General features: G+C 70.4%; 22 protein-coding genes. 4 read left to right on the top strand and 18 right to left on the bottom strand.

All coding sequences use genetic code 11. The features are described 5' to 3' along the window. Positions 1–94 precede the first annotated feature (94 nt). Both OG219_RS41680 and OG219_RS41675 read left to right on the top strand, forming a co-directional pair. Positions 95–1,495 carry a glycoside hydrolase family 125 protein gene (locus tag OG219_RS41680; RefSeq protein WP_323183333.1) on the top strand — a complete coding sequence of 467 codons (1,401 nt, stop codon included), beginning with the start codon at positions 95–97 and terminating at the stop codon, positions 1,493–1,495. Between the two features lie 77 nt (positions 1,496–1,572). Then, a complete protein-coding gene (locus tag OG219_RS41675; protein ID WP_266835689.1) occupies positions 1,573–3,129 on the top strand; it encodes a hypothetical protein in 1,557 nt (518 codons plus the stop codon). A 2-nt stretch (positions 3,130–3,131) separates the two neighbouring features. Here OG219_RS41675 and OG219_RS41670 read toward each other — a convergent pair whose 3' ends face one another. From OG219_RS41670 to OG219_RS41650, 5 genes are all read right to left on the bottom strand, one after another. Continuing rightward, a complete protein-coding gene (locus OG219_RS41670) occupies positions 3,132–4,772 on the bottom strand; it encodes a glycosyl hydrolase family 28 protein (RefSeq protein WP_266835688.1) in 1,641 nt (546 codons plus the stop codon). A 198-nt stretch (positions 4,773–4,970) separates the two neighbouring features. Beyond that, positions 4,971–5,567, bottom strand: a complete 597-nt coding sequence (locus OG219_RS41665; protein ID WP_266836417.1) for a DUF305 domain-containing protein — start codon at positions 5,565–5,567, stop codon at positions 4,971–4,973. A 107-nt stretch (positions 5,568–5,674) separates the two neighbouring features. Next, a complete protein-coding gene (locus OG219_RS41660; protein WP_266835687.1) occupies positions 5,675–6,310 on the bottom strand; it encodes a DUF3105 domain-containing protein in 636 nt (211 codons plus the stop codon). A gap of 68 nt (positions 6,311–6,378) precedes the next feature. Continuing rightward, positions 6,379–6,747, bottom strand: coding sequence for a hypothetical protein (locus tag OG219_RS41655; protein ID WP_266835686.1), 369 nt, complete (start codon positions 6,745–6,747; stop codon positions 6,379–6,381). Between the two features lie 2 nt (positions 6,748–6,749). After that, a complete protein-coding gene (locus OG219_RS41650; protein ID WP_266835685.1) occupies positions 6,750–7,019 on the bottom strand; it encodes a hypothetical protein in 270 nt (89 codons plus the stop codon). A 16-nt stretch (positions 7,020–7,035) separates the two neighbouring features. On the opposite strand from OG219_RS41650, the gene OG219_RS41645 reads away from it, so the two are divergent. Together OG219_RS41645 and OG219_RS41640 are read left to right on the top strand one after the other, a co-directional pair. Next, positions 7,036–7,542, top strand: coding sequence for a hypothetical protein (locus tag OG219_RS41645; protein ID WP_266835684.1), 507 nt, complete (start codon positions 7,036–7,038; stop codon positions 7,540–7,542). Between the two features lie 144 nt (positions 7,543–7,686). Next, positions 7,687–8,385: a phosphatase PAP2 family protein gene (locus OG219_RS41640; protein WP_266835683.1), complete on the top strand. Its 699-nt coding sequence runs from the start codon at positions 7,687–7,689 to the stop codon at positions 8,383–8,385. A gap of 12 nt (positions 8,386–8,397) precedes the next feature. On the opposite strand, the gene OG219_RS41635 is transcribed toward OG219_RS41640, so the two are convergent. The 13 genes from OG219_RS41635 to OG219_RS41575 are packed head-to-tail and all read right to left on the bottom strand — an operon-like array spanning position 8,398 to position 22,853. Next, positions 8,398–9,768: a glutamate-1-semialdehyde 2,1-aminomutase gene (locus tag OG219_RS41635; RefSeq protein WP_266835682.1), complete on the bottom strand. Its 1,371-nt coding sequence runs from the start codon at positions 9,766–9,768 to the stop codon at positions 8,398–8,400. Between the two features lie 8 nt (positions 9,769–9,776). Then, positions 9,777–10,328, bottom strand: coding sequence for a dTDP-4-dehydrorhamnose 3,5-epimerase (rfbC, locus tag OG219_RS41630; RefSeq protein WP_266835681.1), 552 nt, complete (start codon positions 10,326–10,328; stop codon positions 9,777–9,779). Continuing rightward, positions 10,325–11,557: a polysaccharide pyruvyl transferase family protein gene (locus OG219_RS41625; RefSeq protein WP_266835680.1), complete on the bottom strand. Its 1,233-nt coding sequence runs from the start codon at positions 11,555–11,557 to the stop codon at positions 10,325–10,327. Before OG219_RS41625 ends, rfbC begins: the two co-directional genes overlap by 4 nt. Further along, on the bottom strand, positions 11,554–12,501 hold the full coding sequence (locus OG219_RS41620; RefSeq protein ID WP_266835679.1) for a glycosyltransferase family 2 protein: 948 nt from the start codon (positions 12,499–12,501) through the stop codon (positions 11,554–11,556). Before OG219_RS41620 ends, OG219_RS41625 begins: the two co-directional genes overlap by 4 nt. Then, on the bottom strand, positions 12,498–13,787 hold the full coding sequence (locus OG219_RS41615; RefSeq protein WP_266836416.1) for a hypothetical protein: 1,290 nt from the start codon (positions 13,785–13,787) through the stop codon (positions 12,498–12,500). Before OG219_RS41615 ends, OG219_RS41620 begins: the two co-directional genes overlap by 4 nt. 5 nt (positions 13,788–13,792) lie before the next feature. Beyond that, on the bottom strand, positions 13,793–15,067 hold the full coding sequence (locus OG219_RS41610; protein WP_266835678.1) for a DUF4910 domain-containing protein: 1,275 nt from the start codon (positions 15,065–15,067) through the stop codon (positions 13,793–13,795). Further along, positions 15,064–16,089, bottom strand: a complete 1,026-nt coding sequence (locus OG219_RS41605) for an NAD(P)-dependent oxidoreductase (protein ID WP_266835677.1) — start codon at positions 16,087–16,089, stop codon at positions 15,064–15,066. Before OG219_RS41605 ends, OG219_RS41610 begins: the two co-directional genes overlap by 4 nt. A 3-nt stretch (positions 16,090–16,092) precedes the next feature. Continuing rightward, entirely contained in the window at positions 16,093–16,740 is a 648-nt protein-coding gene (locus tag OG219_RS41600; RefSeq protein WP_266835676.1) for a PIG-L deacetylase family protein, read from the bottom strand. After that, on the bottom strand, positions 16,737–17,531 hold the full coding sequence (locus OG219_RS41595) for a glucose-1-phosphate cytidylyltransferase (RefSeq protein WP_266835675.1): 795 nt from the start codon (positions 17,529–17,531) through the stop codon (positions 16,737–16,739). The genes OG219_RS41600 and OG219_RS41595 overlap by 4 nt, the downstream gene beginning before the upstream one ends. Continuing rightward, positions 17,528–18,763 carry a class I SAM-dependent methyltransferase gene (locus OG219_RS41590; RefSeq protein ID WP_266835674.1) on the bottom strand — a complete coding sequence of 412 codons (1,236 nt, stop codon included), beginning with the start codon at positions 18,761–18,763 and terminating at the stop codon, positions 17,528–17,530. The genes OG219_RS41595 and OG219_RS41590 overlap by 4 nt, the downstream gene beginning before the upstream one ends. Beyond that, the gene (locus OG219_RS41585; RefSeq protein ID WP_266835673.1) at positions 18,760–20,001 is read right to left on the bottom strand and encodes a glycosyltransferase; all 1,242 of its coding nucleotides are present in this window, start codon (positions 19,999–20,001) and stop codon (positions 18,760–18,762) included. The genes OG219_RS41590 and OG219_RS41585 overlap by 4 nt, the downstream gene beginning before the upstream one ends. Position 20,002: 1 nt before the next feature. Then, complete coding sequence (locus OG219_RS41580; RefSeq protein WP_266836415.1) at positions 20,003–21,307, bottom strand: O-antigen ligase domain-containing protein; 1,305 nt, start codon at positions 21,305–21,307, stop codon at positions 20,003–20,005. A gap of 1 nt (position 21,308) precedes the next feature. Beyond that, the gene (locus tag OG219_RS41575; protein WP_266835672.1) at positions 21,309–22,853 is read right to left on the bottom strand and encodes a right-handed parallel beta-helix repeat-containing protein; all 1,545 of its coding nucleotides are present in this window, start codon (positions 22,851–22,853) and stop codon (positions 21,309–21,311) included. Positions 22,854–22,859: the final 6 nt, after the last annotated feature.

Raw genomic sequence — 22,859 nt, 5'->3', positions numbered from 1 at the left:
CTCAGACCCGGGGCGGACCCGACCGTCTGGTGGTCTCCAGCTCCTTCAAGGTAACGTTTCCATTCCCTGTTGATCACACGGTGGCGCACGCCACATGAGGGAGTCAAGAGGCGCGATGGTAACGTTTCCCGGATCAACATCCGCGACAGCATGGGCAGTTCCTGATTCCCTGAGGACGCTCGGACGACGGCTGGCCACCGAACTGCGGGGCAGCCCGGCAGCGGGCATCGTCGAGGGTTGCCTGACCAACACATGGACCACATCGATGAGTTGGGGCACCCCGTCATCGCAAGTCCCGGAGGTCTCGGGGGCCTCCGGGATCTCCGAGGTCTTCGTCGGGACCGGAGACATCCCGGCGATGTGGCTGCGCGACAGCACGGCCCAGGTCCGCCCCTACCTCGCCGTGGCCTCGGATCCGGAGGTCGCCGACGTCCTGGTCGCCGTATCGCGCCGCCAGATCCGCTGCGTCCTGCAGGACCCGTACGCCAACGCCTTCAACGACGGACCCACCGGCGCGCACGGCGAGCCCGGTGACCGGCCCGCGCCCAGGGATTGGGTGTGGGAGCGCAAGTACGAACTCGACTCCCTCTGCGCGCCGTTGCAGCTGGCGTACGCGATCCGGCGGGCGACCGGTCGCGAGGACCACCTCGACGGCGCCTTCCACCGCGCCGCCTGGACGATCGTACGGCTGTGGCAGGCGGAGCAGTCCCACACGCACTCGCCGTACTGGTTCATCCGGCCGTCCGGCCCCTTCGCCGGTGACAGCCTTCCGCACGACGGCCGCGGAGCCAGCGTCCGGCGGACGGGTATGACGTGGTCGGGCTTCCGGCCGAGCGACGATCCCTGCCGGCACGGCTACCTCGTCCCGGCCAACGCGCTGGCGTCCACGACCCTGCACGGGCTGGCCGAACTGGCCACGTCGGCACTCCGCGACACCGAACTCGCCCGGCATGCCCGGACGTTGGCCGACGAGATCGACGCCGGGATCCTGGCGCACGCGATGGTCGAGGTCGAAGGCACACCCGTACTGGCCTACGAGGTGAACGGCCTCGGCGCGGTGCTGCTGGGCGACGACGCCAACCTCCCCAGCCTGCTGAGCCTCCCCCTGAGCGGCTGGTGCACACCGCAGGACCCGCTCTATCGGGCGACCCGGCGTCTCGTACTCTCCGAGGCGAACCCCTCCTTCTTCCGCGGCAGTTACGCGTCCGGCGTCGGAAGTACACACACGCCGGACGGTCACGTCTGGCCGCTGGCGATCGCCACCGCAGGCCTGACCGGCAACAAGAACGCGGCGGCACGGGCCCTGGAGACACTCGCGACCACGACCGCCGGCACCGGCCTGATGCACGAGAGCTTCCACGTCGACAACCCCGGCCGCTTCACCCGGGACTGGTTCGGCTGGGCCAACGCCATGTTCTGCGAGCTCGCTCTCGACCTGTGCGGAGGCGGCGTACGGCACCTGTTTCCCGTACACCCGCGGACGCTGCCCACCTGACCCGCGCCGACAGCGTCCGAAGCCCCAACTACCCTGAGGATTCTGCCGTGTTGCGCCCACCCGACACCGTCCACGTGATGACCGACGACACCCGGCCGCGTACGGCGGAATCGGCCACCAAAGGCGTCTGGACGGTGCGCGGCGCCCAGGTCACCACCGAGCGAACGTCCGACGGCCTGCGGGTGTGCGCCCGCGCAGGCCCCGAGGGCCTGTCGAGGATCGTGCTGCGCTGGAGGCACCACGTGCCCGAAGGCGCGCGGATCCTGGGAGACGCCTGGGAGCGCGGCTACGGCGATCTTCAGTGGCGCACTCTGCAGCCGGATCGCGCGCTGCCCTGGTACATCCTGATCACCGGCACCTCCGGGGGAACGACGACCGGGTGGGGGGTCCGGACCAGAGCCGGCGCCCTGTGTTCCTGGACGGTCGACGAGGGCGGCATCGCCCTCTGGGCGGATGTGCGCAGCGGCGGCCTGCCGGTGCTGTCGGGCGAACGCGTGCTGGACGTGGCCACGGTGGTGACCGCCGCGGCCCCGACCCCGTTCGCCGCGCACCAGGCGCTCAGCGCCGTCATGAGCCCGGACCCACCGCCGTCCACCGGCCCCGTCGTGGGCAGCAACAACTGGTACTACGCCTACGGACGCGGCTTCGGCCCCGAAGCGCTACTGCGGGACGCGCGGACGGTCGTGGAGTACGCCGACGGGCATCCCGTCCGCCCGTACTGCGTGATCGACGACGGCTGGACCGAGGGCGGCGGAACCGCGCCCGGCGGTCCCTGGGACTCCGGACTGCCGGGCGTGTTCGACGACATGGGAGACATGGCCGCCCGGATCACGGAGACCGGCGCCCGGCCGGGCCTGTGGTTCCGTCCGCTGCTCTCCCGGACCGAGACCGCCGCGGTCCGGCCCGGCATACGCAGGGACGCCGGATTCCCCCTCGACCCGTCGCTGGACGTGGCGCTGGAGACGGTCGCCGAGGACGTGACCCGGTTCCGGCGATGGGGGTACGAACTGATCAAGCACGACTTCTCGACGTACGACGTGTTCGGCAGGTTCGCCGCCGGCTCCCCCGCCGAACTCGCCCTGCCGGGCTGGTCGTTGGCCGACCGGTCCCGCACGAGCGCCGAGATCCTGGTCCGCCTCTACCGCACGATCGCCGAGGCCGCCGGGGACGCGGTGGTGATCGGCTGCAACACGGTCGGCCATCTGTCCGCGGGCCTGGTGGGGGTGCAGCGGTCCGGCGACGACACCTCGGGCCGTAGTTGGGAGCGGACCCGGCGGATGGGCGTGAACACGCTCGCCTTCCGGCTGGCCCAGCACAACCGGTTCTTCACCGTGGACGCGGACTGCGTGCCCTGCACACCGCGGACGGACTGGAACCTCAACCGGCAGTTTCTGGACCTGGTTTCACGCTCCGGTACCGCCCTGTTCGTCTCGGTGGATCCCGCCGTCCGCACGGGCCGCACGGACGCCGACCTCGCCGCGGCCATCGGGCTCGCGCTGGACGGCGGGACACCCGGTGGCGTCGAGCCACTCGACTGGCTGTCCACCACCGCACCTCGTCGCTGGCGGGCCGGTGCGGAGACTCTCGTCTACGACTGGGCCGAACCCTGGGGGGCGACACCCCTGCCCGTTTGAGTTCAGGGCGTGATCGTGAGGGAGCCGTAGTCCGAGAGGTTGGTGAGGTTCACCTGGCTCAGGGTGGTAGCAGGGGTCGTGCTCCCGGGCATCACGATGTTCTTCAGCGCGACCCCGGTGATGGGAGCGCCGGGCAGTCCGTTGACGCGCGCGGCGGTGATCCCGGCGTTGCGCACCTTCACGTTGGAGATCGTGACCCCGGTGACCGGGCCGATGCCCGCCGTGCTTCCGGTCATCAGGGCCAGCCAGGTCCGGTTGTCGTCGTTCTTGAAGCTGAGCCGTTCGATGTCGATGTCGTCGAACTTGATGTTCGTCGCGCCCGCCGTCCCGTACTTGTGGTGGACGCCGATGCCCACGGCGGCGTCGTACACGACGACGTGCTGGAAGGTGACCTTGTTCTGCGCTTGGAAGACGCCCTGGCCCACCTTGACGCCGTAGCAGTAGGTCCAGGAGACCAGGTCGTTGAAGGTGACGTTCTCCAGCGGGCGTGGGCTGCCGGGAACGGTGTTGTAGATGTCGGTGCCGGCCGCCCAGGTCTTGGTGCTGAAGGGGTCGTCGAGCCCGATGCCGATCGCGTGGTCGACGGTGACGTCGGTGGACTCCATGACGTCGATGCCGTCGTTCTCGCCCATGTCGAACCTGTTGAACATCTTGATGTTGCGGAAGGTCATGTTCGAGGACCGCAGAGGAATGACCGCCCAACTGCTGGCCTCACGGAAGGTGATGCCGTCGACCGTGAAGCCGCTCGTGTAGATCGGGGCGAGGAGGTTCACGCCGAGGTTGTCGGGCGCGAGTGCGGCCTGACCGTTCCCGTCGATGATCCCCCGGCCGTAGATCTTGATGTTCGTCGAGGAGTACCGGGTGGAGATGAACCAGGTGAGGTCCCGCCCCTGCGAGTTCTTGTGCCCGTTCACCACGTAGTGGTCGGCGTCTCCCGTGTAGCGAAGGACCGCACCGGGCGCGAGATAGAACGCGAGGTTGCTCCGCAGATAGAGATTGCCCAGCGTGTAGACGCCGGCCGGCACGTACACGATGCCCTGTGTGCCGTTCGCGGATCCGTACGCGGCGGCGTCGTTGAGGGCGTTCTGGAAGGCCGTCGTGGTGTAGGCGCCGGTGTTCGGCTGGGCCGAGTAGGGCGCGCTCTGCACGTTGAAGATCCCGGTCCCGCTGGACGCCGGACGGTTGGTCTCGGCCGGGTCGGCCGCGATGACCAGGTTGGGGCGGCCGTCGAGCTTGACGATCAGGTACTCGTCGTTCTGGGCGGTGAAGGTCAGGGTCGGGCCGCTGACGGACCCGGTGATGCCCAGCTTCTGCGGGCTGATGCTGTACGAGCCGATGTCGGTGTTGTTGACCTTGGTCACCGCGATGGTGGCGGTGCCGGTCCCCAGGGAGAGCTGCGCGATGTCGTACCCCGGGTACTTGGTGACGGGCACGGAGGTTCCGTTGACGGTCAGCCTGTAGTCGGTCGAGGCCTGGTAGATCGACGGGACCGGGTACACCCCCACGGCTCCTGGCGCGGCCTGGGCGGACTGGGGCAGGCCCAGCAGCGCCGCGACGCCGAGCAGCAGAGCGGTCAACCCCTGTGCCAGACAACGCCGTACGCGACTTTCGACTCCGTCGGCCGCGATCAGTGGTGATCTCATCCGGTGCCTCCCCGTCAGACTATCCATCGGGCACACCCGTTCTGGTCATGTGCTCGGTGAATCGGGTGGCCGGTCGGGGCGTCACGCTAGGCAGCCATGGAAACGTTGTCAATGGCATGACAGCCTTGCCGTCGAGCGGTTCGCGGCCGCCGGACTCTCCCGTCCGGCGGCCGCTGCGCACGCGTAAGACCTGACGCGTCACGCCTTGGCGCCACGCGCCTTCAGCATGTCGGCCATGAGCTGTATCTCGGCCTGCTGGCCCTCCACCATGCCCTGGGCCAAGCGCCGCACCTCCTCGGTCTTCGCCGTCCCGGCCGCGGCCTCGGACATCGCGATGCCGCCCTTGTGGTGTGCGGTGAGCAGTTGGAGGTAGAGAATCTCCGCGGCCTTGCCCTTGTCCCGACGCAGCTGGTCCATCTGCCGGTTGGTGGCCATGCCGGGCATCAGGGAGCCGTCGTGCGCCTTGTAGTCCATGCCTTTCATGCCCTCCATCCCGTCCGTGCCGCTCATGTCGTGGTCCATCCAGGACATGTACGGCTGCTGCGAGCTCTTCGGCAGACCCCACACCTCCAGCCAGCCCAGCAGCATCCCTCGCTGGTTGGCCTGGGTGTTGATGACGTCGTACGCGAGCCGTCGCACGTCCTCGTCACCGGTGCGGTCGCGCACGATGAACGACAGCTCCACCGCCTGCTGGTGATGCACCGCCATGTCCCGTGCGAAGCCCGCGTCCACCGAGTCCTTGCGTGGCACGGCCGCGGCGCTGCTCGACGGCCACACCAGCGCCGCGAACACCATGACCGCCGCGAGCACGGCGACGAGCGACCCGCCGATCAGCAGCCGCGACAGCCTCCTGGTGTGCCGGTCTCCGGTGTCCTCCTCGTGTTCCGGCGTCTCGTCGTCACTCACGAGGACTTCCCGCCGGTGCAGGCGGCACCCGGCTCCGGGGTCTGCGCGCCCTGCACGTACTTCTCGAGGAACTCGGCCACCCTCGGGTCGGACTCCTTCGTCACGTTCAGCTGGTGGCCCCAGGCCGTCAGCGAGATCGGCGAGGACTGCGTCTTGTACGGGCTCATCAGCGTGTACGGCGTCTTGGCCACCTTGGCGGCGAGCGTCTTGACGTCGGCGTCGGCGGCCTTGTCGTTGTAGGTGACCCAGACGGCGCCGTGCTCCATGGAGTGCACCGCGTTCTCGTCGCGCAGTTCGCTGGTGTAGACGTCGCCGTTGCAGTTCTGCCAGACGGGATCGTGGTCGCCGCCGGCGGGCGGTGTCATGGGGTAGGTCACGTCCTTGTCGACGTGGTTCTGGGTCAGCTTCGACCAGGTCTTCTCGCCGGAGACGGGCTCGGCCTTGGCCTGCTCCTTCTCGTTGGCGGTGTCGACCAGGTACCAGCCTCCGCCCGCCACGCCGACGAGGATGGCCGCGGACGCGGCGATCGTGATGATCCGGTTGCGGCGCTCACGGGCTCTTTCGGCGCGGCGCTGTTCCTCTATTCGGGCGCGGCGGGACGCGGCCTTGGTCTTGGAGTTGGCGGAACCCATGGTGAAGTCCTTTTCGTGCAGCGGAAGTTGACGGATGCCGGTGGATGGAGAGGGACGGGCATCCGGTTCTAGGTCCGCAGGACTTGAAGGACGTGCAGGTTCGGCGGGCGCGGGGCGACCCCGTACGCCGTGGTCTGTGCCGGGACGGTGGCCGGCCTGGTGTCCACCTGGACGGGCAGGCTCTGAGGTTGCGGGTGCGGCCCGGGGCCGGTCGCGGGGGTGTCCAGTACCCACTGGGCGCCGCACTCGTCATGGCCTGGGGCAGCGCAGACGTGCTCGTGGTCGTCGCCGTCCGGCCCGTGGTACGCGGCGGACGACATGGCGGCGACCGGCTGCACGGCGGGCCCGTGCGTGCACAGGCACGCCACACCCAGCACCGTGGCCAGGGCCACCAACAGGCCCAGCACCACGGAGCCGGTAGGGCGCCGCACAGTCATCGTCAGTCGCCTGCGTCTTCCGGGTAGGTGAAGGAACGGCGGATCAGCTGGTCGGGGGCGACCAGGGTTTCCCGGACGACCCGGTTGTCCTCGTCCAACGTCAGCTCCGGCTCGGAGTCTACGAAGTGCTCGCCGGACATCTCCAGGCGGGTCGGGGCGATGGCGGCCCGGCCGCCCCACTGGTCATCGGCGGCATCCGCGCTGAACGGCCACAGCCGTTCACCCGTACCCCTTGTCGTATGCCTGGCCGCTCTCGTGGACAGGGCCAGCACCGATCAGGAGAGGCACGTGCCGCAACAACTGCCGCGAGGACGCACCGACCGTACCCAGCTCACCGCCCGCCTGGCGCGCGCGTCCGCGCTGACCGCCGGCCTGGCCCTCCTCCCCCTGGCCACGGCGTGCAGTGGAGGCGAGGACGGCGACGCGAAGAGCAAGCCGACGGCGACCTCCGTGACGGCCGCCGCCGCGGCCGGGGTCGTGGCACCGGCGAAGGTCGAGGTGATCGCCAACCTGACCGGCTGCAAGCCCACGATCCGTATCGAGGCGGACGAACTGCGCCAGGGTCTCTGCCACACGAAGGAGATCGACTACCTCATCACCACGTTTCCGGAGGACGAGTACAAGCAGGCGTGGCTGGACGCCGCCGCCGTCTACGGAGGCAAGTACCTGGTCGGCTCACGTTGGATCGTCAGCGCGAAAGAGCCGGAGATGCTGGAGCAGTTCCGTACCAAGCTCGGCGGGACCATTGAGCAACTGCGCGGCATAGGCCCGACCTCGGCACCGAGCTCGTCGTGAGCGGCGGCCCCGTCGGACCCACCTCGGGCACCGACTTCGACCGCGGTTTCCGCGACCGTATTGTTGGTTAGGGTGACAAGCAGCGGCTGATCTCGATGTCCTTGGCCAGGGCGATGGCGGGTCGGACACGACGGGGGGCTCGCGTTGGATCGCCTGGCAGGAGCAGACCTGGAAGCCGGCCAGGCCCAGTCCGTGCTGCCCCCGTCGCTGCGCGCGTTGCTCGGGCTGATCGCGGCGCCGGCCACGCTGTTGGTCGTCGTGCTCGGGGTGCTGTACGCCGGCCAGAGCGAGCCTGGCAGGGTGGACAGGTGGATCATCGAGCCGACGGCGGACAGTGTGGGGCCGCCTTGGCGGCGCGTCGCTCTGGCCACTGACTTCCTGGGAGAGCCCGCGGGAGCCGCGATGCTGGTCGTGGCCGCCGTGGCATGCTGCCTGCTGCTTCGGCGTCCTCGCGCGGCGGTGCTCATAGTCGCCGGTGCCGGCCTGACCGTGGGGACGGCGACGCTGCTCAAGCACCTGGTGGGACGCACCATCCACGGCGACGGCAACCTCTCCTACCCGAGCGGGCACACCGCCTTCCTCACCTCTCTCGCCCTCATGGTGGCGCTGCTCGCGACCGGCCGGCTCGGCCTCGGCAGGACGGCCGGCACGTTACTCGTGCTCGCCGCGGCACTGGTTGCCGGCGCCGCCATGGGCTGGGCGCAGGTCGCCCTGGGCGCGCACTACCCGACCGACGTCCTCGGCGGCTGGTGCACCGCGCTGGCGGTGATACCGGCGACCGCGTGGCTGGTCGACCGGATCGCCGACCGGATGGCCGACGCCGGTCCTCGGGAGCGCCGCTGACGTCACGTCACCTCACACCAGGCGGCGGAACACCGGCTTCACCGGCCGCCCCGCCAGCCAGGGGGTGGGGTCACCGACGTCCAGCGCCTTGCGGTACACCGCACATGCCTGGGCCACCACATCGACGGTGTGGTCGATGTCGGCGTCGTCAAGCGCACTGCTCACCACGAACGACGGGGCAAGCACCCCACCCGCGAGGAGCCGGCGCAGGAACAGGGTGCGGTACTGCTGCGACGGCCGCCGGTTCTCGTCGAGGGTGGCGAAGACCAGATTGCTGGCCCGGCCCCGGACGACGATGTGGTCACCGACGCCCATGGCGGCCGCGGCGTCGCGGACACCGGCGGCCAACCTCTCACCGAGGGCGTGCAGCCGTGCGGTGATGCCCTCCTCGGCGTAGGTGGTCTGCACGGCCATCGCGGCTGCCAGGGAGTGTGTTTCCGCACCGTGCGTGGTGGACAGCAGGAACACCCGGTCGCCGGAGTGACGCAGCCCGCCCCACTCCATCAGCTCGCGTCGCCCGGCCAGCGCGGAGACGGCGAACCCGTTGCCCAGCGCCTTGCCGAAGGTGGAGAGGTCGGGGACGACGCCGTACAGGCCCTGGGCGCCCGCCTCGGACCAGCGGAAGCCGGTGATCATCTCATCGAAGACCAGTACGCAGCCGTGCCGGTCCGCCAGCTCGCGCAGGCCGGCGAGGTAGCCGGGCGGCGGCTCGGTGTGGCCGGCGGGTTCGAGGATCAGGCAGGCGACCTCGTCCTGGTACCGGGTGAGCAGCTCCTCCGTCGCGGCCAGGTCTCCGTAGGGGAACGCCACGGTGAGTTCGGTGGTCGCCGCCGGAATGCCGGCGGACATCGGTGTGGTGCCGATGAACCAGTCGTCGACGGAGAAGAAAGGATGGTCGCCGCAGATGGCCACCCGCGGACGCCCGGTGACGGCGCGCGCGAGGCGCACCGCGGCGGTGGTGGCGTCGGAGCCGTTCTTCGCGAACTTCACCATCTCGGCGGTCGGCACCGTGGCCAGGAAGCGTTCGGCGGCCTCGACCTCCACGATGGACGGCCGGACGAAGTTGCTGCCACGGTCGAGTTCCCGCCGCACCGCCTCCAGCACGCGTGGGTGGGCGTGACCGAGACTCACCGACCGCAGGCCGGACCCGTACTCGATGTAGCGGTTGCCGTCGACGTCCCACACGTGGGCACCGCGGCCGTGGCTGATGACCGGGGCCAGATTCTCGGGGTACTGGTCGTCGCCCTTGGCGTAGGTGTGCGCGCCCCCGGGGATCATCGCGTGCAGCCGCTCGTTCGCCGTCCGCGACCGGGGCAGGAGGAACTCCTCGGTCTTTTCGGTCTCTTCGGTCTGTTCGGTGTGTTCGGTGTGTTCTGTTTCCACGCCGACCCTCACTTCTCTCTGTGCTTCAGGACCTCGGCGAGGCTCGGCGCCTCCCGGTCCCGCTGGGACATCGATTTGACCGGCAGCGGCCAGGGAATGGCGAGCTCCGGGTCGTCGAAGGCGATCGTCACGTCCTCGGCCGGATCGTGCGGGCGGTCGATCCGGTACGAGGTGTCAGCGGTGTCGGTCAGCGCCTGGAAGCCGTGCGCGCACCCCGCCGGGATGTACAGGGTCGTCTGTGTCTCGCCGGACAGCTCGAAGAAGGCCCGGTTGCGGTAGGTCGGCGAGTCCGTCCGCAGGTCCACGACGACGTCGAAGATCCTCCCGTACGAGCACCGCACCAGCTTGGCCTCGCCGGCGCCGGAGCGCAGGTGCAGGCCGCGCAGCACACCCCGGACCGAGCGGGACAGGCTGTCCTGGACGAAGGCGTCCGGGTCGAGGCCCACCGAGCGCACCACGTCGGCGTCGAAGGTGCGGCAGAAGAAGCCGCGCTCGTCGGCGTACGGCGTCGGCTCGAACAGGTACGCGCCGGTGATCTCCGGGACTTCGGTCGCTTTCATGGAGCCTTCCGCAAGGTGTGTGCATGGTCGGTCGACGGGAACAGGGCCGCGGTCAAGGAGTTGAACTGCTGATCGAGTCGCCGGGCGGTGGCCTGGTTCCGCTCGGTGAGGGTCTGCCGCAGCTCGGCCGAACTCTTCTCCAGCGCACGGAACTGCTCGAGCAGTCGGTCGGCGTCGACCTCGCGCGCCGGGTGGCAGTACGCGCCGAGGCCCATCTCCGCCATGAGCGCGTCGCTCTTCGCCGCGTAGCAGAGAGCGAGCACCGGCGTACCGGTCTTCAATGCGCAGATCAGGTTGTGGTATCGCACCGCCACCACGGTGTCGGCAGCCGCCATCTCCTTCATCAGGTCGGCCAGTGAGGACGGTTCGGCAGCGGTGACCAGCGGCGAGTCCACCGCGTCGAGGATCGCGGCGACCACCGACGCGTCGCACTCGTCACCGGTGAGCAGCCGGACCGGCCTGCCCTCCTCGACCAGCGCGCGGACGAACCGGATCGTCCCGTCGAGGTAGCGCCGGTATATCTCATCGGCCCGGGCGCGGTCGTCGTTGCCGCCGTGGAAGTCCATGACGCCGACGCAGACCGGGCCCGGCGAGCCCGAGGGCGCGCTCGCCCGCGGCGTGGGCAGGGCGAACGCGAGGTCCGGGTAGACCTCGTCGCGCGCGGTGTCCACGCCCATCGCCCGCATCGCGTCGCGGGACTGCGCGTCCCGGTACGACCGGTATGCGGCCAGCCGCGCCGACCAGCGAACCAGGAGCCGGGTCGGCCGGTTGCCGATCGCGGCGGCGCCGACGCTGACCAGCGCGACCCGGGTGCCGAACAGCCGGCCGCTCGCGCAGAGCAGGAACAGCGAGTACGGGAAGCCCCACGGCCGCAGCGGCAGCGTGGCCTCCAGGACGCCCATGCCCGGCACGATCACCACGTCGTGCCGGCGCACCCAGGCCGCGGTGCGGAAGACGTCGACGAGTTTGCCCAGACCCTTCCCCGCGATGGCGCCCGCACGCGACGCGGTCCGGTACTCCCGTCGGTACCAGTGCAGCCGCGTCGCGGGGATCCCGAACCGGGTCGTCACGGCCTCGGGTCCGCCGCACAGCGCGTCCACGACCGCCTCCGGGTGTGCGGCGCGGAGGTACCCGAGCACGGCTTCGAGCGATCCGTCGTTGCCGAGGTTGCCGGATCCGAGCAGGCCGAACACCCCTACGCGCACCGGAGTTTCGTCCCCGGACGTCATACCTGCCTTCCCTCACGGCCGGCGACGACGGCGTCGACGGAGACCGTGAGCTGGGCCGGATCGACCGGGGCGCGGTCCTCGATCCGCTCGCCGGCGCCCGGCCGGACCCGGCTGGTCATCCACGCGGCCAGGTGGCGGTAGCATGCGCGCCGGTCGGCCGGGGACAACGGCGCCCGCCGGATCGCCGAAGCGAAGCCCCAGATGTACTCGGCGAGCAGCCGGGGCGTCGGATGCAGCGGGCCTGCCCGGCGCGGGTCCAGGTTGACGCACCGGGAGCGCTTGGAAGGGTTCGCCCGCTCGGCGCGCGTGGGGTGGTCGCGGCGGAAGTACAGCAGCTCCGGTACCTGGTGGAAGGGCCCGTGCAGGGTGATCTCGGCGACGTAGGTGCGGTCCGCGTGGTGGTAGCTGTCCATCGGTTTCACCCGGCGCAGCATGTCGGTCCGCATCACCCCGTAGAAGTCGTCGCCACCCGGCTCGAACAACAGACTGCGGAAGCGCTCCGGCGCGTGCGGCGAGTCGGTGACGAGCCCGTACTCGTAGGGGACCGTCACCTGGCCGTCGCCGTCGATGACCGCCTGGCCGGTGTGCGCGAGGATCACGTCCGGCCGCTCGTCCAGCGCCTCCACGCAACGCCGCAGCAGGTCGCGGCCGTAAAGGTCGTCGTGCGAGGCCCACTTGAACAGCTCGCCACGGGACTCGGCGAGCACATGGTTGTGGTTCGGGGTGGCGCCGATGTTCCGGGGCAGCCGGAGGTAGCGGATGCGTGAGTCCCGCGCGGCGTACTTGCGGCAGATCTCCTCGGTCCCGTCGGTCGAGGCGTTGTCGGAGACGACCAGCTCGAAGTCCTCGTAGGTCTGACCGAGCAGGGCGTCGAGCGACTCGGCCAGGTACTCCTCGCCGTTGTACACGGGCAGGCCGATGCTCAGCCTGGGTTGGGCGGTCATGAAGTCCTCACTTCGGGTGTGGGGGTGTGGTTGTGCTCGTGCAGGGCGGACCGCAGTTGGAGCCACCACACGGCCGAGCTGCTGACGGTCGCGGCGGCGACGCCCCAGGCCGAGCCGACCGTGCCGCCGACGGCCGCCCCGCCCAGCCCGCCGCTGACATAGCAGGCGGAGGCGAACAGTTGGGCGCGCAGGCTGCGCCGGGCCGCGCCGAGCGCGCGCAGCCCGGCCGCCGCACCGGTGCCGAGGCCGGCGCCCGCGACGCTGAGCGTGACGGGCACGATGAGCTGAGAGGCGGGGCTCCAGACGTCGCCGAGCACGAGCTCGCCGAGCCGGTCGGGCATCAGCAGCAGCGCCCCGCCCCATAGAAGCGCGGCGACGGCCTGCCCGCCGCCGAGGAAGAGGCAGAAGTTCCCCAGCCGCTGCGGGGCCCGCCGCAGCACCCGGGCCGCCTCCGGGACGGTGACCAGCGAAAGCCCCATCAGCACGGCGAGGAACGGGCCGAGCAGGAGTTCGGCGCCCCGGACCGCACCCACCGCGCCGACCCCGACGATCGCGCCGAGTCCGTATGCCCGCAGCTGGCTCGCGCCGCTGAGGCTGACGTTCTCGATCAGGTACCGGGAGCCGAGGTCGCGCTGCTCGCGAAGCCATCCGCGGGCCCCGGTCATCAGGGGCCGGATGCCGGACTGGATGTAGCCGTACGCCGCCGCCACCGTGGCGGAGGCGCCCCAGGCGAGCACGAAAGCCGCCACGCTGCCCACGTGGGCCGCCACGACCATGGCCGGGACGAGTGCGACGCCCCACACGACGTCGTTGACGAACGCCTTCCGCCCGGTGCCGGCGGCGAAGAACGAGAACCGCCAGGCGTCCTGCAGCAGCAGCCCGGGCAGCATGACGCCGAGGCAGGCGAACGCGAGCCCCACGCGGCCGCCGAGACCGAGCCCGGCCACCAGACACACCGCGCCGATGGCTGTACCCACGCCGAGTGCGGTACCGGTCGACCGGGCCACCGCCCCGCGCCAGGACGCCTCCGGCACGCCGCTGAAGCGCACCACGAGCGGATCGGTGGCCAGCCCGCGGGAGACGTTGAGCACCACGCCGTAGGTCACCCAGGCGAGGCTGAACACGCCGAACGCGGTCAGCCCCAGTGAGCGGGCCACGTAGATGCCCACCACGAAGTTGGACATGCTGGAGGCCGCCTGGTCGGCCAGTCCCCAGGACAGCCGGCCGGCGAGGGCCCGCCGGGCGGATCCGGCCGGTCCCGTCGCCTTCTCCCCCTCGGTGGTCATCTGCGTCATGCCTTGATCAGCCCGGCGGCGCCCAGGGCGTCGGCCGCGGCGGCGACGGTCTCGAACGGCAGCCCGGACCGCTCGGCGACGTCCAGCAGACTGTGCTCGCCGTCGGACAGGTTGAGCACCCAGAGCATGGCCATCTGGGCCTGCTTGGTGTCGCTGCGGCCGCCGAGCGCGTCGTACAACCCGCGCCGCCCCAGCTGTGGTTCGCCGTAGGGGCTGAGGTTGAGGTACCGCCGGTTGCGGTCGAGGACGGCCGACGCCTCGCGGCAGACGGCGAGGGTGTCCGCCATCGCCTCCGGGGAGACGAAGTCCAGGTTGTCCGCCGAGGTGTGGTACTCGGGGTAGCCGGCGTACGGGGTCCGGGTGAGCGAGCCCACGCCGAGGTTGAACCCGGGCGAGCAGTACTGCCGCTCGTCGTAGCCGTACGGAGTGAACTCGTTGACGTGGTGCGGGCGTTCGGATGCGGCAAGGACGTGCCGCATCACCTGATCGATCTCCGCGTCGCCGCGCCTGCTCTGCTTGTACGTCAGTTGGCCCGGGTCGCCGGCGCAGGCGAGCACCAGGCCGTGCTTGACCCGTTCCACCCGCTCCGCGTTGCGGGCCAGCCAGGTGATCGCCCCGATGGTGCCGGGCGCGTAGATGAACCGGTAGGTGTAGTACGGCGTCTGCTCCGCCAGCTCCCGGGCGAGGAACGTCGCCACCGCGATGCCTGCGAGGTTGTCGTTGGCCAGCGACGGGTGGCAGGTGTGGCAGGAGACGATCACCTCGTCGGCCACCTGTCCGGGGACCACGTGCTCGGCGTAGGTGAGGTGACCGTCCGCGAGTGTGGAGTCGATGTGGACCTCGTAGTCGCCGTCCGGCAGCGCGTCCAGGGTCTCCTGGGCCAGGCAGAACCCCCACTCCGGCTTGTAGTAGCTGGTGCGGTACGGCACCCAGCTCGGGTGGTCCGGCAGGGTGTGCATGTGTTCGCGCAGCTCGGACAGGGGCATGGTCGCCGACACCGGCACGCTGTAGCCGAGCACGTGCAGGCTGGACGCGGCGAAGTCGACGACCCGGTTCCCGGCGGTGTCGGCGATGTACGCGTCCCGGATGTTCCACTCCTGCGGCACCGTCCAGTCGAGCACTTGAGTCCCGGTCGGCACCTCGTGCACCTGCAGCGGGATGTACTCGCCGACGATGTCCAGGGTGGCGCGCACACCGTCGCCTGTGATGCTCCGGCACAGCGGATACAGCCGCTCCACCAGGGCGTACATCTCTTCACCGGCCTTGGTCATCGGCGCCACCGCAGGGTGTCGTCGACGGTGCCGGCCTCGGTCGCCGCGCGCAGCACGGCAAGGCGCGTGAAGCGCCGCTCGAAGTCCTCGTGGGTCAGCCCGAACTTACGGTAGGCGTCGGCGAGTTCGAGCGCGCCCTGCTTCACCGTCCACTCGCAGTCGAAGCCGGGGATCGCGGCGCGGAACCGGGAGAAGTCCACCCGGTACGACCGCGGATCGGCACCGGCCTCCCCGGTGATCACCACCTTCGCGCCGGACACCGCCTCGGCGACCTGGTCGGCGATCTCGGCGACCGTGACGTTGTTGATCTCGCTGCCGATGTTGAACGCCTGGTCGTGCACCGCCTCGCGTGGCGCGGTCAGCGCGGCCGTGAAGGCGCGCGCGATGTCGCCGGCGTGCACCAGCGGGCGCCAGGGGGTGCCGTCGGAGAGCACCAACACCTCTCCGGACAGGAGCGCGTGACCCACCAGGTTGTTCAGCACGATGTCGGCGCGCAGCCGGGGCGAGTAGCCGAAGGCGGTGGCGTTGCGCATGAACACCGGGGTGAAGTCGCCGTCGGCCAGCGCGTGCAGGTCGTCCTCCACCCGCACCTTGGACTCCGCGTACGGCGTCACCGGGCGCAGCGGGGCGTCCTCGGCCACCAGGCCGCTGTCGCCGGCGGCTCCGTAGACGGAGCAGGTCGACGCGTACAGGAAGCGCCGCACTCCGGCGTCGCGGGCCAGCCGGGCAAGGCGTACGGACGAGTGGTGGTTGATGTCGTAGGTGAGCTCCGGCGCCAGCGATCCCAGCGGGTCGTTGGACAGTGCGGCCAGGTGGATCACGGCGTCCACCCCGGCCACGTGTTCGGCCGTGACGTCACGCAGGTCCACCCGATGCCCCGGCGGGTCCGCGGGCGGCTCGCCCAGCACGCAGTCGGCGAACAGGCCGGCGTCAAGGCCGACGACCTCGTGCCCGGCGGCCGCGAGGATCGGGGCCATCACGGTGCCCAAGTAACCCTGGTGTCCGGTCAGCAGTACGCGCAAAGTTCAGTCCCCCAGATTGAGCGTGAGTTTGGTGACCGCGAACGCCTCGGCGTAGCGGGCGTGGCATTCGATCCCGCGGATCCGTGCGAGACCGAGGAAGGCCTCCCGGTCGTACCAGGGCCGGTGCCGCTGCGAGGGGTAGTGCTCCTGGAGCAGCCGCACCTTCTGTTCGGCGATCTCCGGCGACAGCGGCTGGTACGCCGTCATACGGCCGAGATCGCCGTCCCACTTGACGATCTCGTAGCCGAGCACGAGGTAGTCGCGGAACGCGGTGGGGATCAGCTTCGCCAGGCCGCGGTGATCCTGGTGCGCGTCGTCGGTACGCGGGGCCAGCACGAGATCCGGCTCGGTCCGCTCGCGCAGTTCCTCGACCGCGGCCTTGGCCTCGTCCCAGTGCACGGGCAGTCGGCCGTCCGGCAGCTTGTGCACGGTCAGCCGCAGGTCGGCACCCGGGCAGAAGGCGGCGAGCGCGGCCTGTTCCTCCTGCTCCCGCTCGCTGCCACCGCCGGAGAGAACCAGTGCGTCGACACGGACACCCGGCCGCGCCAGGCACATCGTCAGCAGGGTGCCGCCGGCGCCGATGGCGATGTCGTCGCAGTGCGCGCCCACCACGACGATCCGGTCCAGGCGCCCGGCACCGAGCCGGATCACGCGCGCACCCCGGCGTTGTCGCGTTCCCATACCGCCCACGGCCGGTCGCCCCGGGCGTAGGCCTCGTCGAGCGCGGCCCGCTCCTTCACGGTGTCCGTCGGCTTCCAGAAGCCGCGGTGCTGATGGGCCACCAGCCTGCCCTGCTTGGCCAGTTGGGCGCATCCGTCGGCGACCAGGTCCCCGTTCTCCGGTATGTGGTCGAAGACCTCCTGGCGGAGCACGAAGTAGCCGCCGTTCTCCCACAGCGGCAGTTCGCTCACCGCGGTGATGCCCCCTACGAGGCCGTCCTCGCCCAACTCCACGCAGTGGAACGAGGACTGCGGCGGCACCACCATCATCGACGCACCGGCGTCACGCAGGGCGAACTTCTCGATCATCTCCGGCAGCGGGGCGTCGGTGAGCACGTCGGCGTAGTTGGCGAGGAACATCTCGTCGCCGTCCAGGTGGTGCCGCACCCGGCGCAGCCGCTCCCCGATCGGTGACTCGATGCCGGTCTGCGCGAACGTGATCGTCCAGTCCGAGATGTCGGTGGACAGCAGCTCGGTCCGCCCGCCCCGCAGCACGAAGTCGTTGGACGTCGTCTCCTCGTAGTTGAGGAAGAAGTCCTTGATGTGGTGAGCACCGTACCCGAGGCACAGGATGAACTCCGTGTGCCCGAAGTGCGCGTAGTAGCGCATGACGTGCCAGATCAGCGGTCTCGGGCCGACCATGGCCATCGGCTTGGGCACGTCGTCGGCGGTTCCGTTGCGCATCCGCATCCCGTAACCGCCGCAGAACAGAACGACCTTCATGACTTCACCTCGACAATGCTCAGTTCCGGGATGGGAAAGACCAGGCGGCCGCCCCAGTCGTGCACGAAGGACAACTGCTCGGCCAGCTCGGCCCGCAGGTTCCACGGCAGGACGAGGACGTAGTCCGGTTTGTCGGCGGCTATCTGCTCGGGCGGCAGGATCGGGATGCGGGTGCCCGGGGTGAACCTGCCGTGCTTGTAGGGGTTGCGGTCGACCGTGTACGGAAGCAGGTCGGGCCGGATGCCGCAGTGGTTGAGCAGGGTGTTGCCCTTGCCCGGGGCGCCGTAGCCCACGACCGTCTCGCCGCGCTCGGCCGCCTCGATGAGGAACTTCAGGAGGTCCCGGCGCACCTTGGCCACCCGGGCGGAGAACTCGGTGTACCCGGAGAGTTCCTGAAGCCCGGCGGCCTTCTCCCGGTCAAGGACGTCGGCCACCCGCCCGGTCGGCTCGCCGGCCACCTCGGCCGGCCGGGCCCACAGCCGGATGGAGCCGCCGTGCGTGGGCAGCAACTCGACGTCCACGAGCGTGAGTCCGCCGCTCGCCAGGGCCCGGCTCGCGGAGGCGACCGTGTAGTACTGGAAGTGCTCGTGGTAGATCGTGTCGTACTGGTTCTCCTCGATGAGGGTCAGCAGGTGCTGCACCTCGATGGAGACCCAGCCGTCGTCGGCGACCAGGGCGCGCAGCCCCTGGGTGAAGCCGACGACGTCGGGGATGTGCGCGTACACGTTGTTGGCCACGACCAGGTTCGCCGGGCCGTGCTCCTCGCGGACGGCGACGCCGGTCTCCGGGCTCAGGAACTCCGTGAGCGTGGGCACACCCGCGTCCCTCGCCGCTGCCCCGACGTTCACCGACGGCTCGACGCCGAGGCAGCGGATCCCCCGGTCCACCACGTGCTTCAGCAGGTATCCGTCGTTGCTCGCGACCTCGACCACGAAGGCGTCGGGGCCGAGCCCCACCCGCTGTACGGCGCCGTCGACGAACGTGCGCGCGTGCTCCACCCAGGAGGTCGAGAACGAGGAGAAGTACGCGTACTCCTTGAACGTCTCCTCCGGCGTGATCAGCGGCGGGATCTGCGCCAGCCAGCAGTCGGTGCAGACCCGCAGGTGCAGCGGGTACGCCGGTTCCGGCAGGTCCAGTTGGTCCGCGGCGAGAAAGCTCTCGCACGGCGGGGTCGCCCCCAGATCTACGACGCTCGCCAGCGTCGCCGAGCCGCACAGTCGGCAACGTGTCATTTACTGCCCCCCATTGATTCCGTTCCTATCGGCGGCGCACTGTCCCCGCCGCCGGACCGCACCGCGATCGCGGTGCGGTACCCCTCCACCAGGCGCTCCAGGCCGACGGCCGGGCTGAAACCCTGCTCGTAACGGCGTCGGGCCGCCTGGCCCATCTCCCGGTTGCGGGCAGGCTCGGCCGCGATCCGGCGTATGCAGGACGCGAGCGAGGCGGGCTCGCCCGGCCGGTGCAGCAACCCGGTCACCCCGTCCTCGACGAGTTCGACGAAGGCGCCGTGGCCGGCGGCGACGGTCGGCACCCCTGCCGCCATCGCCTCGACCACCACCAGGCCGAACGCCTCCAGCCACGTCGAGGGAGCCACCACGGCGACCGACCGCGCGATCGCCCGACGGCACTGGGCCGTGTCGTACAGGCCGACGTACCGCACGTCGTCCCGGCCCGCCGCCCAGGCGGTCACCTCTCCCTCCAGCGGCCCCGTGCCCGCGATCACGAGCGGCACGCCCAGGCCGCCGCTCGCTGCGATCTCGTCCCACGCGGTCATGAGCAGCCGCACGCCCTTGGCCTCCGCGAGCCGGCCGAGATAGAGCAGATGCTCGCCGTCTCCCGTTCGGCAAGTGCCCGGCTCCGGCACGAAGTTGTGCTTCACCGCCAGCCGCTCGGCCGGCATGCCGGACCGCACCAGAACGTCGCGCTGCGCCGCGGAGATGCAGAAGAACCGCTCCACGCCGGACCACCACCGCCGCCGGTTGACCGACAGGCTGACCGCGAGCGGCACCGTCGCAAGGCGGGAGTTCCGGTAGCAGCCGTGCCGGACGGCGGGCAGCGGCGTCTTCCCGACGCACTCGGTGCACGGCCGGCCGTCCCGCTGCAGCGTGCCGGGCGGGCAGACCTGGGTGTAGTTGTGCAGCGTGGCGACGACGGGCACGCCGACGTCGGCGCAGGCGGCAAGGACCGCGGGCGACAGCAGCGGGAAGACGTTGTGGACGTGCACCACGTCCGGTCGCTCGGCGCGGAGCCGGGCGGCAAGTTCCGTGCGGACCGCCGGGTTCCATGGCACCAGGAGCGGCACCGCAACCTTGCCGAGCAGGGACCGGGCCCCGATGTCGTCGCTGCGCCGCTCGAACAGCTCGACCCGGTGGCCGGCCGCGCGCAGCAGTTCCACCTCCTGGTCGACGACCTTGTTCTCCCCGCTCGGCTGCGCCGAGGCGTAGCGGTTGTGCACCACGAGGACGTGCATGTCAGGTCACCTCCGATCTCTGAGCCCATCGCGGGATGCGTCGTCGAGGGATTGCGGGCGTCGGGAACGGAGTTGCCGGGGCGGGTGCCGCGAGGAGCGAGGCGGCCAGGGCCAGATGCAGCAGATACGGCGAGGCGTCGCCAAGGCCGGCCTCGGTGTACGACGCGATCGCGCAGTAGCTGATCAGGAAGACCGCGCAGGCCCTCTGCAGCGACGGTGGCCGCAGCAACGCGACACCGCCAAGGACGATGATGATCGCCGCCACCAGGGAGACCCCGATCAGACCCTGTTCCTGGTAGACGGCCAGCCAGCTGTTGTCGATCGGCAGTCCGCCGAACGACTTGTCGCCCAGGCCCATGCCGAACACCTTCTCCGCGGTCGTCCTGGGCGCTGTCAGCAGGGCGTTCCAGACCTTGGCCCGACCGGTGAGGTTGGAGAAGTTCTCCTGGCTCTGCCCGCGCAGGAACCACGCCTGAAGCGCGGAACTGAACCCCACCGCGGCCACCGTGGCGCACAGCACCGCCCAGGTGAAGAACCGGCGGGCGGCGGCGCTGGTCAGGATGAGCGAGCCGATCGCCAACGCCAGCCCGATGAGCAGGCCGAGCGTGGCCGTCCGGGTATGGGTCAGCGCGAGCAGGACGAGTGACGGCACGATGACCACCGCCGCGCCGGCCCTGTCGATCCGCCGGCCCACTACGAGCAGCACGGTGAGCCCGATGATCACCGCGGCGTACTGTCCGATCTGCGGCGGGGTGAGCGGCCACAACGCGCCGACAAGGCGTCCGCCGTAGAGGTCCGGCAGTGCCGCGCCCGGTGAGACGACCAGGCCGACGGCCACCGATCCGAGCACCGCGAAGTACATCCGGATGTGGTGCCGGACGAACGTCAGGCTGCCGTCCCACCAGCGGCTGAGCAGCCACAGCGTGCCGACGAAGAGAGCCAGCCGGGCGCAGCGGAACAGCGCGCCGAACCCCGACTCCAGGTTCACGCTGGAGATCACGCTCGGCACCAGCAGCAGAGTGAGCAGGAACAGGAAGGCGCCGGCTCGGATGCGCAGCCGGAGATTGACCGCGAGCGCCAGCGCGAACGCGGCGACCAGCGCGCCCATGGTGACCATCTGGATGAGGGAGCGGGGCAGCGGGATGATGGTCTTCGCCCCGGCGGAGCCGAGTGTGTTGAGGACCAGCAGCCCCCAGACGATCCCGACGATCTTCGGCGTGCCGGCAGGGCGCGGTTGGGCGCCGGGCCGCGTGCCCGCCGTGTCCGGTCCGCCCGGCAGCCCACCGCGCCGCAGGTCCACACCCATCTCAACCACCGGCCCGTTGGTCGAGGGTGCTGCCCGCGTCCTGCTGGTACGGCGCGCCCTGCCACTGCGCGAAGTCGAACACCCGGCTCTGGTCCTGGGCGACGAACTTCCATGGTCCGAGGTAGACGTTGTCGTGCCAGCGGTTGTGCTGCTCGGTGGTGATCGCCTCAGCCACCCGCTCGCCCTTGTACGGCGACCAGTCCGGATAGGTGCCGTAGTTGGCGAGGACCGCCATTCGGTCGCACATCACCGTGCACTTGACGACGGACTTGTCCAGCTCGAAGCGGTTGTCGTGGATGTCCACCCGCTGGGTCTTCCACCGGCAGTCGGCGTAGAGCGGTGGCTTGGTGATCTCCGGCGTCGCGCAGCGGTCGGTGTCCGGCACCAGCAGGGTGCAGTCACCGGAGGAGGTGTTGGCCGGGCTGTTGCAGAACCGGTCGGCGTTCTCCCACAGGGTGATCCCCGACCAGTTGTTCTCCAGCACGTTCCCGTAGACCTCGAGCTTGTCCGTACGGGCTCGGATCCGTGGTTCGCCGCCGGACTCGGACAGGTAGATGGTGGCGTACGGGAAGTTGTCGCCGCGGTCGGCCTCCCCGCGGCCCTCGACCCAGTTGTTCCGCCGGATCGTGTTCTTCCGGATGACCGCGTTGTAGCTGGTCTCGTAGATCAGCGCGGCACCGTCGTTGTCCTCGATCACGTTGTTCTCGATGCGGAAGTCGTTGTTGTTGGTGTCCGCCCACAAGCCGGTTCCGCGGTTGTCGTGCACCCAGTTGCCGCGTATGTCGGCGCCGTTGACTGCCCAGAACTTGATGCCTCCGGTGCAGCCGCAGCCCTCCCGACGCCGCTCCCAGTCGCCGGTGTTGTTGCCCACGATCTCGTTGCCTTCGACCACCAGGCCGGTGATACCGCCTTTGGCCTGGTACGCGTTCATGCCGTACTGGCCGTTGCCACGCAGGCAGCTGGCGCGGACCTGCTGGCGGGCACCGGCCATCAGCCCGGCGGCGGAGTTGTACTGGATCGTCGCGTGCTCGATCACCCACCCGTCGGCCGAGTCGTGGTTGACCACGCCCTCGTCGTGCGGCGCGACGAAACGCTGCACGGTCAGGTAGCGGATGGTGACGTCGGGGGCGGTGCCGCCGAACGCGTACTGGTTCTTCTTCCCGCCGTCGAGCACCGCGCCCGGCGCACCGATGTAGCGGTCCCCCTCCTTGGGGATGACCTGGGCGTAGCGGTCCGGGTCGAGCCTGTGCTTGCCCGGTCGGAGCCAGAACGTGGTGTTCGGGGGGTTGCTCTTGGTCTTCGCCGCCAGGTCACCGACCACCGAGGGGTCGACCGTCACCGCGCCCGCCGGCGCCTTTGCCGGACCGGCGGCGGGCTTGGCGCACGCCCGGGCCACGTTCGTGGACGGCACACCGGACGTGGACGTGGACGCCGTACCGGCCGGCTTCGCCGAGGCGTCCGGCGTGCTCGTGCAGCCGGTCGCGGACAGCAGGACCAGCGCCAGCGGTGCCGCCGCCAACGCCCATTGCCGCCTCTTGATCCCCACCTGCCC

Source organism: Streptomyces sp. NBC_00038 (assembly GCF_026343635.1).
Taxonomy (GTDB): Bacteria; Actinomycetota; Actinomycetes; order Streptomycetales; family Streptomycetaceae; genus Streptomyces.
The sequence above is the reverse complement of the archived record's forward strand: the minus strand, read 5'-3'. Positions and strand labels throughout refer to the sequence as shown.

Coding starts and splice junctions, on each gene's coding strand:
- OG219_RS41680 (WP_323183333.1), top strand. CDS start 95: ATGAGGGAGTCAAGAGGCGCGATGGTAACGTTTCCCGGATCAACATCC.
- OG219_RS41675 (WP_266835689.1), top strand. CDS start 1,573: ATGACCGACGACACCCGGCCGCGTACGGCGGAATCGGCCACCAAAGGC.
- OG219_RS41670 (WP_266835688.1), bottom strand. CDS start 4,772: ATGAGATCACCACTGATCGCGGCCGACGGAGTCGAAAGTCGCGTACGG.
- OG219_RS41665 (WP_266836417.1), bottom strand. CDS start 5,567: ATGGTGTTCGCGGCGCTGGTGTGGCCGTCGAGCAGCGCCGCGGCCGTG.
- OG219_RS41660 (WP_266835687.1), bottom strand. CDS start 6,310: ATGGGTTCCGCCAACTCCAAGACCAAGGCCGCGTCCCGCCGCGCCCGA.
- OG219_RS41655 (WP_266835686.1), bottom strand. CDS start 6,747: ATGACTGTGCGGCGCCCTACCGGCTCCGTGGTGCTGGGCCTGTTGGTG.
- rfbC (WP_266835681.1), bottom strand. CDS start 10,328: ATGAAAGCGACCGAAGTCCCGGAGATCACCGGCGCGTACCTGTTCGAG.
- OG219_RS41625 (WP_266835680.1), bottom strand. CDS start 11,557: ATGACGTCCGGGGACGAAACTCCGGTGCGCGTAGGGGTGTTCGGCCTG.
- OG219_RS41620 (WP_266835679.1), bottom strand. CDS start 12,501: ATGACCGCCCAACCCAGGCTGAGCATCGGCCTGCCCGTGTACAACGGC.
- OG219_RS41615 (WP_266836416.1), bottom strand. CDS start 13,787: ATGACCACCGAGGGGGAGAAGGCGACGGGACCGGCCGGATCCGCCCGG.
- OG219_RS41610 (WP_266835678.1), bottom strand. CDS start 15,067: ATGACCAAGGCCGGTGAAGAGATGTACGCCCTGGTGGAGCGGCTGTAT.
- OG219_RS41595 (WP_266835675.1), bottom strand. CDS start 17,531: ATGAAGGTCGTTCTGTTCTGCGGCGGTTACGGGATGCGGATGCGCAAC.
- OG219_RS41590 (WP_266835674.1), bottom strand. CDS start 18,763: ATGACACGTTGCCGACTGTGCGGCTCGGCGACGCTGGCGAGCGTCGTA.
- OG219_RS41585 (WP_266835673.1), bottom strand. CDS start 20,001: ATGCACGTCCTCGTGGTGCACAACCGCTACGCCTCGGCGCAGCCGAGC.
- OG219_RS41580 (WP_266836415.1), bottom strand. CDS start 21,307: ATGGGTGTGGACCTGCGGCGCGGTGGGCTGCCGGGCGGACCGGACACG.